The organism is Paenibacillus sp. B01 (genome assembly GCF_009649995.1).
GTDB lineage: Bacteria > Bacillota > Bacilli > Paenibacillales > Paenibacillaceae > Paenibacillus_O > Paenibacillus_O pasadenensis.
Genome location: NZ_CP045802.1, coordinates 1,400,704 through 1,413,778 on the forward strand (window position 1 = coordinate 1,400,704; position 13,075 = coordinate 1,413,778).

Consider the following 13,075-nt stretch of genomic DNA (forward strand, 5'->3'; position numbering starts at 1 on the left):
AGAGGAGCCAACATGGACACGACGACATTCATCCGGCGGCACAAGCCGGCCTGGGCGGAGCTCGAGGGCCTGCTCGCCCAGCTCGGGCGGCGCAAGGCGCGGCCGGACGCCGCTCAGCTCGACCGGTTCGCGGAGCTGTACCGGAGCGCCTCGGCGAATCTGGCCTACCTGCAGACGCATGCGCCCGCGAGCGAGGCGGCGCTGCTGCTCGGCGACCTCGTGTCGCGGGCGCACAACCAGCTGTATGCGGGCGGCGCGGCCGGACGCAGCAAGCCGCTCGAATTCCTGCTCTGGGGCTTCCCGCTGCTGCTGAAGCGGCGGCTGCCGTTCATCGCGCTGGCGGGGGCGCTGCTGCTGCTCGGCGAGCTGCTCGGCTACATGGCCGTGCGCGACAATCCGGCGGCAATTCATTCGCTGCTGCCTGCCGGCATGGCCGACCGCATCGATCCGGCGCGCACAGCCGACGACCGCGGCGACATCAACAGCGCGATCGTCTCGGCCGAGATCATGACCAACAACATCCGCGTGGCCGTGCTGGCGTTTTTGAGCGGAGTCACGCTCGGCTTGTTCACGATCTACCTGATGGCCTTCAACGGCATGCTCGTCGGCGGACTCGCCGCCGTGTTCGCGCAGGCCGGGTACAGCTACACGTTCTGGGCGTACATCCTGCCGCACGGCGTCATCGAGCTGGCGGCGATCTTCATCGCGGGCGGCTCGGGCTTCTACATGGGCTACAAGTTCTTCGTGCCCGGCGAGCTGCCGCGCGGCATCGTGTTCGTGCAGGCCGCCAAGGAATCCGCGCTGCTGCTGCTCGGCACGATCCCGCTGTTCGTCATCGCCGGCCTCATCGAAGGCTACATTACGCCCGCTTCGCTGCCGCTTGAGCTCAAGTACGGCGTCGCCGGCCTGACGCTGGCCGCCTTCGCGGCCTACTGCGTCTACGGCGCGAAGCGCGGCGAGCGCGAGCAGGGCGGGGGGAGCGGAGGCGGGGACGCGCGCGGATCGCTGAGCCTGCCTGCCTCCCGATTTCGAAAGGAAGGCCGATCATGACGATGAGAGATCCTTATTCTGAAAGACAGACGACATTCGTCACGCCGGAGCAGGTGCGGCTGCAGCTGCGGACCGCCGGCCTCGGCAGCCGGGCGATCGCCCATCTGATCGACGCGCTGCTGCTGCTCGCAGCGTCGGCGCTGGTCGTGTTCGGGACTGCCGGCTCGATCTACCTGCTGTCCTCGTCCTGGTTCCCGAACGACGGCTACGACTACCTGTTCGCCGGCATGTTCCTGCTGCTGATCGTCATGAACGTCGGCTACTTCATCGTGATGGAGGCGTACCGCGGCGGGCAGACGTTCGGCAAAAAAGCGATGGGCCTCCGCGTGCTCCAGGCGAGCGGCCAGTCGGCGACGATCCTGCCGGTCGTCATCCGCAACCTGTTCCGGCTGCTCGATTTCCTGCCGATGGGCTACTTCGCCGGCAGCACGGCGATCTTCTTCAGCCGCGCCGACAAGCGCTTCGGCGACATGGTCGCCGGCACGATCGTCGTCGCGGAGGCGACGGCGGAGCAGCGGAAGCGCCGCGCGCGCATCGACAAGCGGATCGCCCGCCTGCAGGCCAAGGGACTGCTGCTGCCGGAGCTCGCCAGCGAGCTTGGCGCGGCGGAGCGCGCGCTGCTCGACGAGCGGGACTGGCAGCTGCTGTCCGGCTGGGCCGAGCGGCTTGATCCCAAGCCGCCGGTCGGCGCGCAGGGGCTGGAGCAGCGCATCTGGCTGCATTTCACCGAGAAGCTCGGCCATAGCCGGGCGGCCTACCCCGACTCGCGGCCCTATCTGGCCGCGCTCTACCTCGCCGTTCGCGAGGATTGGGAGCTGTAGGCCAGTTCTCCTGTTGCTCAAAGAAGCGTCCGCCCGGCATCAGGCCGTGCGGGCGCTTCTTTGCGTTGCGGGCTTGCGGCCGGGGCCGGCCTGGGACGGCGCATCGCCCGGCGCCAAGCCCGGATGGGCGGGGGGAGCGGAGTGGAGGCTGTTAAGTCGAATTTTTCGACTTAATGCCGACCGGAAGCCCCCGCCAGAGCACATTAACTCGATTTTATCGAGTTAATGCCGTCTGTCCACGCGCTTGGAACTCTGCTAACTCGAATTTTTCGACTTACCGCCGAGCAGAAGCCCCCGCCGGAGCACATTAACTCGATTTTATCGAGTTAAAGCCGCCTGTCCACGCGCTTCGAACCGTACTAACTCGATTTTATCGACTTAATGCCGACCGAATGCCGCCGTCGGAGCGATTGACTCGATTTTATCGACTTAATGCCGACCGGGACATGGCAGGTAGATCAGCATTACTCGGTTTTTCCGAGCAACTCCCCAGTGGACCCGCCGTTCGAGCCCAGTTACTCGGTTTTTCCGAGCAACGCCCCCGCTGGACCCGCCATTCGAGCAGAGTTACTCGGTTTATCCGAGCAATGCTCCTGCTGGACCCGCCGTTCGAGCCCAGTTACTCGGTTTATCCGAGCAATGCTCCTGCTGGACCCGCCGTTCGAGCAGAGTTACTCGGTTTTTCCGCGCAACTCCCCTGCTGGACCCGCCGTTCGAGCAGAGTTACTCGGTTTATCCGAGCAACGCCCCTGCTGGAGCCGCCATTCGAGCAGAGTTGCTCGGTTTATCCGAGCAACGCCCCCGCTGGAGCCGCTGTTCGAGCAGAGTTGCTCGGTTTTTCCGAGCAAAGCCGCCACAGGGGAGCCAGTTGGGGTGGAGCGGATCGGTTTTGGCAGGCGAGCAGCGTGAAAACGAGGGAAGGCTCTCCCTCGGCCACACGAAGCAACAGCCTGCTATTCAATCGTTGACTGGATGAATGGGGAAGGCATATACTAGCTCCATTAGATGCAAGTAAACACTTGCATCGGGCGCGCAGCATCGAAATGATTGATCGTGAACGCCACACGAGCATCGAGAGTAAAACGAGCGTTCACATGAGCATAGTCACACCCAATCACGATGCAATCGACGAGTGCTAGCCAGCATCATTTACAGCGACCACAAGGGAAGGGAGGCATGCGGGAAGTGGAGACGAACAGATCGACGGCGGAGAAGCTGCTGCTGGCGGCGATCGAGGTGATGGCGGAAAAAGGCTATCTCGGCGCCTCGACGAAGGAAATCGCCGCAGCCGCAGGCGTCAACGAGGTGACGCTGTTCCGGCATTTCGGCTGCAAGTCGAACCTGCTGGAGGCGGCGCTCGACCGCTATCATTATGCGGACATCATGACGGAGCTGTTCGCGACGCGGCTGACGGGAGAGCTGGAGCGCGACCTGCACCTCATCGCCCAGACGTATCAGCAAGCGATGTTCCGCAACAAGAAGCTGATTCGGATCGTGCACAAGGAAGGTGCATCGCTTCCGATCGGCGAGCATGCCCACACGCGCCATCGGGAAAAGCTGCGCGAGCTGCTGCGGGACTATTTCACCGACCAGCAGCGTCGCGGCCTCATTCGCGCCGAGCCGCCCGATACGCTCGCGCTGTCGTTCATGTACGTCAATTACGGCTGCTTCATCAGCCGCCTTCACTCCGACCTGGCCGAGCCGGACGCGGAATCCCGCGAGGTGATCCGCCATTCGGTCGAGCTGTATGCTAGAGCGCTCAAGCTCTAGCCTTTTATTCGCCCTTAATGCAAGCGTGCGCTTGCTTACAACGAAAGGATGATGGATTATGTCCGATAAACGTCCGGCTGACGAGCGCTCCGCCGACGAACGTGCCGCCGCCGCTGCGTCCGCCTCAGCCGCCACCGAAAGGCCCGCCGCTCCGTCCGTCCCGCCAACGTCTGCCGAAACCGAGCCCCGGCCAGGCGCCGAGCGGCTGATCGGCGTGCTCGCGTTCACGATGGCGATCTCGTCGATGAGCGCGATGATGTTCACGATCGTGCTGCCCGAGATGAAGGCCGAATTCGGCCTGTCGCTGTCCCAGGTCAGCTGGATGATGACCGGCTACATGCTGATCTACGCGATCGGATCAGCCATCTACGGCAAGCTGGCGGATCTGTTCAGCCTCAAGAACCTGCTCACGTTCGGCCTCTCGCTGTTCATCATCGGCTCCTTCATCGGCCTCGTCTCCAGCTCTTACGGGGCGGTGCTGGCCGGCCGCCTCATCCAGTCGGCGGGCGCGGCCGTCGTGCCCGCCGCCGCGATGATCATCCCGATCCGCTACTTCCCGCCGGCCGTCCGCGGCCGCGCGCTCGGGATGACCGCCTCCGCGCTCGCGCTCGGCAACGCGATCGGACCGATCTTCGCCGCGCTCGTCGTCAGCACGCTGCACTGGCGCTGGCTGTTCTGCGCGCCGCTGCTCGTGCTGCTCACGCTTCCGCTGTTCCGCCGCTATCTCGTCGACGAGCCGGCCAAAGGCGGCTCGCTCGATCTCGCCGGCGGCCTGCTGCTGGCCGGCTCGAGCGCCTCGCTGCTGCTCGCGCTGACGGAATGGAGCCTCTGGTACGCCGCGGCCGGCCTCGTCCTCGCCCTGCTGCTGGCGCTGCGGCTGCGCACGGCGCGGGAGCCGTTCCTGCGGCCGGCGCTGTTCCGCATCCCTGCCTATCGCCAAGGGCTGCTGCTCATGATGCTGGCGATGGTCTCGGGCTACGCGCTGCCTTTCCTGACGCCGCAGCTGCTCTCCTCCGTGCACGAGCTCAGTCCCGGCGTCATCGGCTTCGCGATGGTGCCGGCGGCCGGACTCGCGGCGCTGCTCGGCCGCGCCGCCGGGCGGCTCGCGGACCGCAAAGGCAACGCGTACGTCTTCTACGTCGCCGCCAGTCTGCTGCTGACCTTCTTCGGCCTGATGGCGCTGCTCGCCGGAGCATCGCCTTGGATCGCCGGAGGGGCGCTCGTGCTTGGCCAGCTCGGCCAGACGATGCTGCAGATCTCCCTCATGAACTCCGTCTCCCGCACGCTGCCGACCGATCAGGCGGGCGCCGGGATGGGGCTCGTCTCGCTGCTCAACTTCCTGACCGGAGCCGCGGCGGGAGCGGCGTTCAGCCGTCTGCTGGACAGCTTCGGCGGCGGAACGGGCGTTGGCGCTTTTCCGGTGTTCGGCCTCATTTATGCGGGGCTGTTCGTCGTTGTCGGCTTGCTTGCGCTGACGTTTCGCTACCGCTTCAGCCGGAGCGGCCAGAGCGGCAGGGAGACGATGCCGCTTCGCGAGTCCATTGATTCATGAATCGCCGGTTCGTCCACATATAGTTACATGATGCGGACGTACAACCGGGAGGCGATGGACGATGAGGCACCGGATCGCGAACCTGCTGCTGGCGCTGTCGCTGGCAGTATCGATCTACGTGGTGGAGGCGAGAGTCGGCAGTCCGGCGCAGGCGGACGGCCTGGCGAGCACGGATGCGGCGACGGTAGAGCCGGGGAGCGGCGCGGTTGGATTCGGGAAAAGTCAGGCGGATGCAGCCGAGCCTAGCGGCGGTCCGGCCGGCGCTGGAGCTGAATCCGTCTCCGAAAGCGGCCCGGGCCAAGGCGCCGAGCCGAGTGCCGGCTCGGCGGCGGCGGGAACCCCGGCCAGCCCGGCGAAGCCTCCGCCCAGCCGCGATCGGATATCTCGGCCGCGGGCGCCTCAGCCGCTGCCGGGACGACGGCTCCGGCCGCCGAGGCGCAGGCGAGCGCAGCCGGGCAATCGTCCGCGGCGGATGAAGCCCGCGCCAGGCTGGTGGACGGCCTGGCCGAAGGCTTTCGCAGCCGCAGCCCCGAGTTCAGGCTGACCTTCAAGGGCGGCCACGAGCAGCTCGTCGAGCTGATGCCGGAGTTGGTGCAGCAGGGCCTTTACCAGGACGACTACACGGCCTATGTGCTCCAATCGTACGCCTACAAGATCCGCTCGGCGGCCGGCACGTCGACGATCACGATGACGGCCAAGTACCGCGAGACGCCGGAGCAGACCGCCGAGGTCGCCCGCCGCTCCAAGGAGATCGTCGCCTCGCTGGTCCGCCCGGGCATGAGCGAGGAGCAGAAGGCGGGCGCGATCCACGACTGGATCGTGCGCCATGTGCGGTATGATGAGTCGCTCACGCGGTATACCGCCTACGAGGCGCTCGAGCTGCGCTCGGCGGTATGCCAGGGTTACGCGCTGCTTGCCTACCGCATGCTCACCGACGCAGGGCTCGAGGCCCGCATCGCCGAAGGCACGGTCGACACCGGCGACCACGCCTGGAATTTGGTGCGCATCGACGGCAGCTGGCATCATATGGACACGACCTGGGACGATCCGCTGCCGGACCGCGGCGACGAGGTCAGCCGCCGGTACTATCTGCTGTCGGACGAGGAGATGCGCCAGGACCACGAGTGGACGAAGCCTTACCCGGAAGCGCCGGAGAGCCTTCCGGCAGTGCGGAAGCGCTAGAGGCTATCCGCCGGCTGCCGTCCAGGGGAGCATCGCCTGAAATGCGGTAGCTGCCCGGCTCCGCAAGCGGCAGCGCAAAAAGGGGAGGAAGCCGAGCAGCTGCTCGCTTCCTCCCCTTTTTTGCCGTTGCTTCGGCGTTGCGGCAATCGCGCTCCGGATCAAAGGCGTTTTCAGCCCGGCTCGGCCTCGCCGGTCTCCCGGCGGCGCGCCGCCGTCATCTGCTGCCAGACGGAGCCGGCGGCTTCCTCGCCGCGCTGGATGCGCTCGAGCGCCATCTGCGCCTGCAGCCGGATCTCGAACTCGCTGTCCTCGGCCGCCTGCTGCAGCGCCTCCAGCGCGCTGTCGTCGCCGACCTCGTACAGGAAGCGCGCCGCCCGCCAGCGGACGAGCTTGTTGCGGTCGCCGAGCGCGGCGACCATCGCGCCGGTCGCGGCGGGATCGCCGAGATCGGACAGCGTGTCGCCGGCCGTGCGGCGCACCGAGGCCGACTTGTCGGCGAGCGCCTGGATGAGCAGCGGCAGCGCCTGCGGATGCTCCCGCAGGTCGCCGAGATAAACGACGGCGAGCCTGCGGATGCTGGCGTTGTCGTCGGCGAGCGCCCGCTCCAGCAGCGGCAGCGCGGCTTCGTCGACCGCCAGCCGGTCGAGCGCGGCGTAGCGGCTCTGCCAGTCCTCCGCGGCCAGCAGCGGCCCGGCCTCCGCGGCCGTCAGCGGCGCGGGCCTGACGGTCGGAGCCGCAGCGGCCTGCTCGCCGGGACCGGCCGCCAGCGACGCCTCGATGAGCGCTTCGAGCCGCTCCGGCGTGTAAGAGGCCTCGAGCTCGCGCACGATTTCGGCGGCAATCTCCTCGGGATCGCCGTAGCGGACGCCGAACTCCTCCAGCCTCCGCTCGCGGATCATCGTCGAGCCGGCGGCGCGGCTGACCGCATCCGTGAACGCCGCCGGCATCGCGGCGCGCGTCTCGCCGTCGCCCAGGCGCACCCGCACCTGGATCGGGATGCCGCGGAACATCTGGACGAGCACATGCGCCTCGCCGAAGCCGCTGGCCGGATCCGACGCCGCGGCCGCGCCGCCGTCCTCCGCCTGCAGGATGCGGCGGGCCTCCGCGAGAATCGCGGCCCAGTCGGCGCTCGGCTTGCGGTCGAGCGCGATGAAGTCCGCCGTGCGGAACAGGCTGCGCACGCCCGGTATGGCGAGCAGGCTGCGCAGCGGCTCCGGCGCGGCGTCCGGCTCGGCCGGCACATACGTATGGCGATGCCCGCGGGGCAGCGTCTCGTCGACGTTCAGCTTCATCGAGTTCGGACTCGGAGTCGGTTCGATGGAGATCAAGTTCATTTTTCGTTCCTCCCGCCTCAGGGTAAGTATTCAGCAAGCTCTGTCCTTCTAGTGTAGCGCATTCGCCTGGGCGATGCGAACCGGCGCAAAGCTCCCGAGGGCTGGGGGCGCAAAGCTCCTGAGCGTAGTATGGCAAAGCTCCCAAGCGTTGGGGGCGCAAAGCTCCCAAGCGTTGCCTTGCATCGCTCCCGAGCGTTGCCTTACATCGCTCCCGAGCGTTGCTTCGCATCGCTCCTGAGCATTGCATTCACCAGGCTCGAATTGTATCGTTAGGGAACAGAAGCTCGACCGACCGATTTTCCGCAGCCGGCGAAAGGGTGACCAACATGGCCAAGTCCAAATTCGGCAACATGGATCCTGTCTCGACGCAAAAGACGTCCAAGCACTTCAAGCGCTGGAGGCAGGAAAAGATCTGGAACCGACAAGGCAAGGACTACTCGTTCTGCGTCCCGAACAGCCCGCCGGATCTGGAGTTCCTTCATCATAACCGGAGCAAGCCGTCCATGACGTGGATCGGCCACTCGACGTTCCTGCTGCAGCTGGCCGGCGTCAACATCGTCACCGACCCCGTCTGGGCGGGCAAGATGGCGTTCCAGCGCAGGCTGACGCCGCCGGGCGTGCCGCTCGAGTCGATGCCGCCGGTCGATCTGGTGCTCGTCTCGCATTCGCATTACGACCATCTGCATATGGCGTCGCTGCGCCGTCTCGGCGGCTCCAAGACGATCCTCGTGCCGGCCGGTCTCGGGGCGAAGCTCAAGGCGAAGGGCTTCCCGCGCGTGCATGAGCTGCATTGGTGGGAAAGCTATCACTTCCGCGGCCTCAAGCTGACGTTCGTGCCGAGCCAGCACTGGACGCGCCGCAATCCGTGGGACATGAACGCCTCTCACTGGGGCGGCTGGGTCATCCAGCCCGAGCACGGGCTGGACCACGAGCCGGGCGAGGGCACGCTGGGCGGCGTCCGCTCCCATCCGCCGCGTCCGGATGAGGCAGGCGGGCCCGGCGGCTTGAAGGAAGGAGCAGCAGCGGAAAAAGGCGCTTCCGCCGCGGACGCCGGGCCGTTCGATCCGTTCCATCCGGACGCCGAACGGCCTCGCGCCGGACTGTATCCGACGGTCTATTTCGCCGGAGACAGCGGCTATTTCCGCGGCTTCGCGGACATCGGCCGCAAGTTCCGCATCGACGTGGCGATGCTGCCGATCGGAGCGTACGATCCGGAGGAGTTCATGGGACCGCAGCATACGACGCCGGAGCAGGCGCTGCAGGCGTTCCTCGACACGCGGGCGCGGCTGTTCGTGCCGATGCACTACGGCGCTTTCAAGCTCGCCGACGACACGCCGCAGGAGGCGCTGGAGCGGCTGGAGAACGCGCGCCGGCAGGCGGGGCTCGAGGCCGGCCGGCTCGTGCTGCTGCCGCATGGGGAGACGTGGCGCATGAACGGCTGAGCGGACTCGCGGCCGAGCGCGGAGATCTCGCCCGAGGCGCGCACGGCGAAGCGTGAACGATCCGTTCCCGGCGAAGAATGGCCGCTGCGCCGGCGAAAAGCCGAGCCCGAAGCGCGGCGGCCGGCCGCCCTGCGACGCCAAGATCGCACAAGGACGCGCCACAACTCGTCCTCGATTGCTTTCGTGCCCAGTGGTATACTGAAGTCGACTTGTTCAATTGACAGGAGGACTCAGCTACTATGACCCATTCCCCGCTCCGTATCGGCATCATCGGCGCTGGCGCGATCGGCAACGTGCATATGGATACGATCAAAAAAATCCCGGAAGCGGAAATCGCGGCCGTAACCGACGCTTTCCTGCCGCTGGCGCAGCAGCGCGCCCAAGAGCACGGCATCGCCACCGTGCATGAGAGCCCGCAGCATCTGCTCGAGGACGCCAGCATCGACGCCGTCGTCGTCTGCGTGCCGAACCAGTTCCACGCTTCGCTGGCGATCGAGGCGCTCAAGCAGGGCAAGCATGTGCTGCTCGAAAAGCCGATGGCGATCAACCTCTCGGACGCGCGCGCGATTCTCGATGCGAAGCTCGCATCGGGCAAGACGCTCATGGTCGCGCATCAGATGCGCTTCCTCGGCCTCAGCCGCGCGATCAAGGAGATGATCGACGACGGCAAGCTCGGCCGCATTTACAACGCCAAGGCCGGCTGGTGGCGCAAGAAGGGCATCCCCGGCTGGGGCTCCTGGTTCACGCGCAAGGACATGGCCGGCGGCGGCCCGCTCATCGACATCGGCGTCCATATGCTCGATCTGTCGCTGTACATGATGGGCAACCCGCGCCCGGTCAGCGTCTTCGGCACGACCTACGCCGAGTTCGGCCCGCAGCGCAAAGGCGTCGGCGACTGGGGCACGCCCAACTGGGACGGCTACTATGATGTCGAGGATCTGGCGACGGCTCTGATCAAGATGGACAACGGCGCGACGCTGACGCTCGAAGTGAGCTGGGCGGCGCATGCCGCCGGACTCGGCGAGAATCCGTTCATCCACCTCATGGGCACCGAGGGCGGAGCCAGCTACTCCGGCAGCGCGGGCACCTACGTCACGCATGACGAGCAAGGCGTAGTCGAGCAGGACATCGTTCCGCTCGAGGGCGAGGAGGACCGCGTGCTCATGTTCCGCCATTTCATCGAGTGCGTGCAAACCGGCCGCGAGCCGATCAGCTCGGCCTTGACCGGCTTCACCGTCAACCGCGTCCTTGACGCGATCTACGAATCGTCCCGCACGGGCAGCGAAGTCAAGCTGAGCTGGAACTGACGCGCGAGCGACCCGGGCAGCGTGCAAGCGGCAAGGGACGGACGGCAAGCTGGAACAGACGCCGTGCGCTGCTTGGCCGCAGCGCGGACGGGAAGCGAGCGCGGACGCGATGAGCCGGGAAACCGGGAAGCCGGTTTCGGATGCAGGCGAGTTTTGGACGCGATGCCGAGCGGCGAGGCTCGGCGCGTCCGGATTGGCGGCGGCTTAGAGCCGTCGCCTTTTTCTTTTTCAACCGTATCATTGATCTGACTCATGGAGAGGAGACCGGGCAATGGAGCAGCGGCAGGGACGGATTCGGCATATGGTGATCTTCGATTTAAGGCATGAGGAGGGCTCGGCGGAAGAAGCGCGGTTTCTGGAAGACGGGATGCGAATTCTGACCTCGATCCCGGTCGTTCGGGCATTCGGGGCGTTCCGCCAGACATCCGCCAAGAACGACTATCGGTTCGGCTTCAGCATGGAATTCGACAGCCAGGCCGACTACGATGCGTACAATGCCCATCCGGCGCATGTGTCGTTCGTGGAGGAGCGTTGGCAGGCGGAAGTGAGCCGCTTCCTGGAGATCGACTTCGATCTGGACGGCGCTGCGGGAGCGGCTGATGAATCAGCCGTTCTCCGCTCGGACCGCTCGGTCGAAGCGGAAGGGAGCTTTTCGGCGGGAGCGGACGAGGCTTCCCTTGCAGTTGGCGAGGCAACGGATCGATCCGCTGCAGCTGGCGCGGCAAGGGATCAATCCGCCCGTCCTGACGGCAAGCGGGAAGAGGCGGGACGATGAGCGCCGAACGCCAGCCGCAGACGGAAATCGGCGCTGACGGAGCGGGCGGCATCCGGCTCGACTTGTCGGGCCATGTCGCGCTCGTCACCGGATCGACGGGACAGCTCGGCCGCGTCATCGCGCGCACGCTGGCGCAGGCGGGAGCCGACATCGTGCTGCACTATCACGGCAACGAGGCCAAGGCAAGAGAGCTTCACGCCGAGCTGGCCGCTCTCGGGCGCAGCGTCATGATCGCCCAGGCGGATGTCACGCGGCTGGACTCCGTGCTCGCGATGCGCGACGCGGCCGCGGCTTCCGGGATGAAGCCGGTCGACATCGTCGTCGCCAACGCGGTCGTCCAGTACAGCTGGACGTCCGTGCTGGAGCAGCCGGTGGAGGACTATGTCAGCCAGTTCGAGTCCTGCGTGCTGCAGAGCGTCCATCTGGCCAAAGCCTTCGTCCCGGCTATGCAGCAAGGCGGCTGGGGCAGGATGATCGGCATCAACACGGAGTGCGCGATGCAGAATTTTCCGACGCAATCGGCCTACACGGCGGGCAAGCGCGGCATGGACGGCGTCTACCGCGTACTCGCCAAGGAAGTCGGAGCGGACGGGATCACGGTCAACCAGATCGCGCCCGGCTGGACGATCAGCGAGCGCGATCGCGAGAACGGCACCGAGCGCAGCGAAGGCTACGAAAGCTCCGTCCCTCTGCGCCGCCGCGGCACGGACCAGGAGATCGCCAACGCGGTCGCTTTCCTCGCCTCGGATCTCGCTTCGTTCATCACCGGCGCCTACCTGCCTGTGAACGGCGGCAACGTGATGCCGGCGATCTAGCGGGTCTGGAACGTCAGGTTTGCAATAACCGACTAGTGCGGCTTGAACGAGTGCCTTTGCGAACGAGTTGCGCGGAAAAACCGAGCAGCTGAGCTCGAACGACTGGTCCAGCAGGGGAGTTGCGCGGAAAAACCGAGTAACTCAGCTCGAACGACTGGTCCGGCAGGGGAGTTGCGCGGAAAAACCGAGTAAATGGGCTCGAACGACTGGTCCGGCAGGGGAGTTGCGCGGAAAAACCGAGTAAATGGGCTCGAACGACTGGTCCGGCAGGGGAGTTGCGCGGAAAAACCGAGTAAATGGGCTCGAACGACTGGTCCGGCAGGGGAGTTGCGCGGAAAAACCGAGCAACTCGGCTCGAACGGCTGATCCAGCAGGGGAGTTGCTCGGGAAAAATCTTGCTTATATCTACAGAGAGCGTGTAAAGTTAACCTATTGGAACTCAGCGTGAAGCACACGCCGTATGCCCGTCCAGGGCATGCGGCGTTTTTTTATTCATAAAAGGAGGAATCCAAATGATTTCCGAAATCGAAGAGTTCGTAGCTAACGAAAGAGCTTCAGCAAAGGGACAGAGATTGGAAATGCTCGAGCGGGACTTGCATGGCACGTTGAAATTGCTTGAGAAAGCAATTCTTCCCGTATTCAATTCTTTGGACGGGTTCAGCTTGGAATTTGAATTCAAAAGCTCTTATGGATATAACTACTACGCGGATGTCTACTATAAGCCACTTCACGCCATTTTTGAATGCGACGGCTTTGTTCCCCATGCGGAGCTTATGACTCGAGAACGCTTTGCTTGGGAACGGCAGCGGTCAAGGGCGATATCGCTTGGCGGTTATCGCTATCTGCCATTCAGTTACGATGAGCTGGACAAAAAAAAGCGATCTTTGCCGTCGAGCGATTTACGAGCTAGCTGGTAGATACGGCGCATCATCGGCAGGGATGGGAATAGTTCGACTTGAGGAAAGGGAACTGCTGCGGCGAGCCGCAGACGGAAACCTGTTCCTTCAGTCGCAAGCGCAGTCCTGGC

General features: G+C 65.3%; 12 protein-coding genes. 11 read left to right on the forward strand and 1 reads right to left on the reverse strand.

Translation table 11 applies throughout. The features are described from left to right. Window positions 1–12: 12 nt before the first annotated feature. The 6 genes from GE073_RS06105 (at window position 13) to GE073_RS06130 (ending at window position 6,375) form a co-directional block, all read left to right on the forward strand. Window positions 13–1,050 (forward strand): stage II sporulation protein M, encoded by a 1,038-nt coding sequence (locus GE073_RS06105; RefSeq protein WP_084136750.1) that lies wholly within the window; start codon window positions 13–15, stop codon window positions 1,048–1,050. Beyond that, window positions 1,047–1,871 (forward strand): RDD family protein, encoded by an 825-nt coding sequence (locus GE073_RS06110; protein WP_101808683.1) that lies wholly within the window; start codon window positions 1,047–1,049, stop codon window positions 1,869–1,871. The genes GE073_RS06105 and GE073_RS06110 overlap by 4 nt, the downstream gene beginning before the upstream one ends. Window positions 1,872–3,056: 1,185 nt before the next feature. After that, a complete protein-coding gene (locus GE073_RS06115; protein ID WP_127464574.1) occupies window positions 3,057–3,641 on the forward strand; it encodes a TetR/AcrR family transcriptional regulator in 585 nt (194 codons plus the stop codon). A 58-nt stretch (window positions 3,642–3,699) separates the two neighbouring features. Beyond that, window positions 3,700–5,193, forward strand: a complete 1,494-nt coding sequence (locus GE073_RS06120) for an MFS transporter (protein ID WP_153783046.1) — start codon at window positions 3,700–3,702, stop codon at window positions 5,191–5,193. A gap of 61 nt (window positions 5,194–5,254) precedes the next feature. Then, on the forward strand, window positions 5,255–5,737 hold the full coding sequence (locus GE073_RS06125) for a hypothetical protein (RefSeq protein WP_153783047.1): 483 nt from the start codon (window positions 5,255–5,257) through the stop codon (window positions 5,735–5,737). Next, the gene (locus GE073_RS06130) at window positions 5,686–6,375 is read left to right on the forward strand and encodes a transglutaminase domain-containing protein (protein ID WP_153783048.1); all 690 of its coding nucleotides are present in this window, start codon (window positions 5,686–5,688) and stop codon (window positions 6,373–6,375) included. Before GE073_RS06125 ends, GE073_RS06130 begins: the two co-directional genes overlap by 52 nt. A gap of 170 nt (window positions 6,376–6,545) precedes the next feature. Here the strand turns inward: GE073_RS06130 and GE073_RS06135 are convergent, their stop codons facing one another. After that, window positions 6,546–7,709 carry a virulence factor gene (locus GE073_RS06135; protein ID WP_153783049.1) on the reverse strand — a complete coding sequence of 388 codons (1,164 nt, stop codon included), beginning with the start codon at window positions 7,707–7,709 and terminating at the stop codon, window positions 6,546–6,548. 326 nt (window positions 7,710–8,035) lie between these two features. Here GE073_RS06135 and GE073_RS06140 point away from each other — a divergent pair, with 326 nt between their 5' ends. The 5 genes from GE073_RS06140 (at window position 8,036) to GE073_RS06160 (ending at window position 12,965) form a co-directional block, all read left to right on the forward strand. Continuing rightward, a complete protein-coding gene (locus tag GE073_RS06140) occupies window positions 8,036–9,151 on the forward strand; it encodes an MBL fold metallo-hydrolase (RefSeq protein WP_153783050.1) in 1,116 nt (371 codons plus the stop codon). A gap of 239 nt (window positions 9,152–9,390) precedes the next feature. Next, entirely contained in the window at window positions 9,391–10,458 is a 1,068-nt protein-coding gene (locus GE073_RS06145) for a Gfo/Idh/MocA family protein (protein WP_153783051.1), read from the forward strand. Window positions 10,459–10,729: 271 nt separating this feature from the next. After that, window positions 10,730–11,233 carry a Dabb family protein gene (locus GE073_RS26015; RefSeq protein WP_416362086.1) on the forward strand — a complete coding sequence of 168 codons (504 nt, stop codon included), beginning with the start codon at window positions 10,730–10,732 and terminating at the stop codon, window positions 11,231–11,233. Then, complete coding sequence (locus GE073_RS06155) at window positions 11,230–12,048, forward strand: SDR family NAD(P)-dependent oxidoreductase (protein ID WP_416362087.1); 819 nt, start codon at window positions 11,230–11,232, stop codon at window positions 12,046–12,048. Before GE073_RS26015 ends, GE073_RS06155 begins: the two co-directional genes overlap by 4 nt. A 512-nt stretch (window positions 12,049–12,560) precedes the next feature. Then, window positions 12,561–12,965: a hypothetical protein gene (locus tag GE073_RS06160; protein ID WP_153783052.1), complete on the forward strand. Its 405-nt coding sequence runs from the start codon at window positions 12,561–12,563 to the stop codon at window positions 12,963–12,965. The last annotated feature ends 110 nt before the right edge of the window (window positions 12,966–13,075 follow it).

Coding starts and splice junctions, on each gene's coding strand:
- GE073_RS06125 (WP_153783047.1), top strand. CDS start 5,255: ATGAGGCACCGGATCGCGAACCTGCTGCTGGCGCTGTCGCTGGCAGTA.
- GE073_RS26015 (WP_416362086.1), top strand. CDS start 10,730: ATGGAGCAGCGGCAGGGACGGATTCGGCATATGGTGATCTTCGATTTA.
- GE073_RS06160 (WP_153783052.1), top strand. CDS start 12,561: ATGATTTCCGAAATCGAAGAGTTCGTAGCTAACGAAAGAGCTTCAGCA.
- GE073_RS06110 (WP_101808683.1), top strand. CDS start 1,047: ATGACGATGAGAGATCCTTATTCTGAAAGACAGACGACATTCGTCACG.
- GE073_RS06135 (WP_153783049.1), bottom strand. CDS start 7,709: ATGAACTTGATCTCCATCGAACCGACTCCGAGTCCGAACTCGATGAAG.
- GE073_RS06145 (WP_153783051.1), top strand. CDS start 9,391: ATGACCCATTCCCCGCTCCGTATCGGCATCATCGGCGCTGGCGCGATC.
- GE073_RS06140 (WP_153783050.1), top strand. CDS start 8,036: ATGGCCAAGTCCAAATTCGGCAACATGGATCCTGTCTCGACGCAAAAG.
- GE073_RS06105 (WP_084136750.1), top strand. CDS start 13: ATGGACACGACGACATTCATCCGGCGGCACAAGCCGGCCTGGGCGGAG.
- GE073_RS06155 (WP_416362087.1), top strand. CDS start 11,230: ATGAGCGCCGAACGCCAGCCGCAGACGGAAATCGGCGCTGACGGAGCG.
- GE073_RS06120 (WP_153783046.1), top strand. CDS start 3,700: ATGTCCGATAAACGTCCGGCTGACGAGCGCTCCGCCGACGAACGTGCC.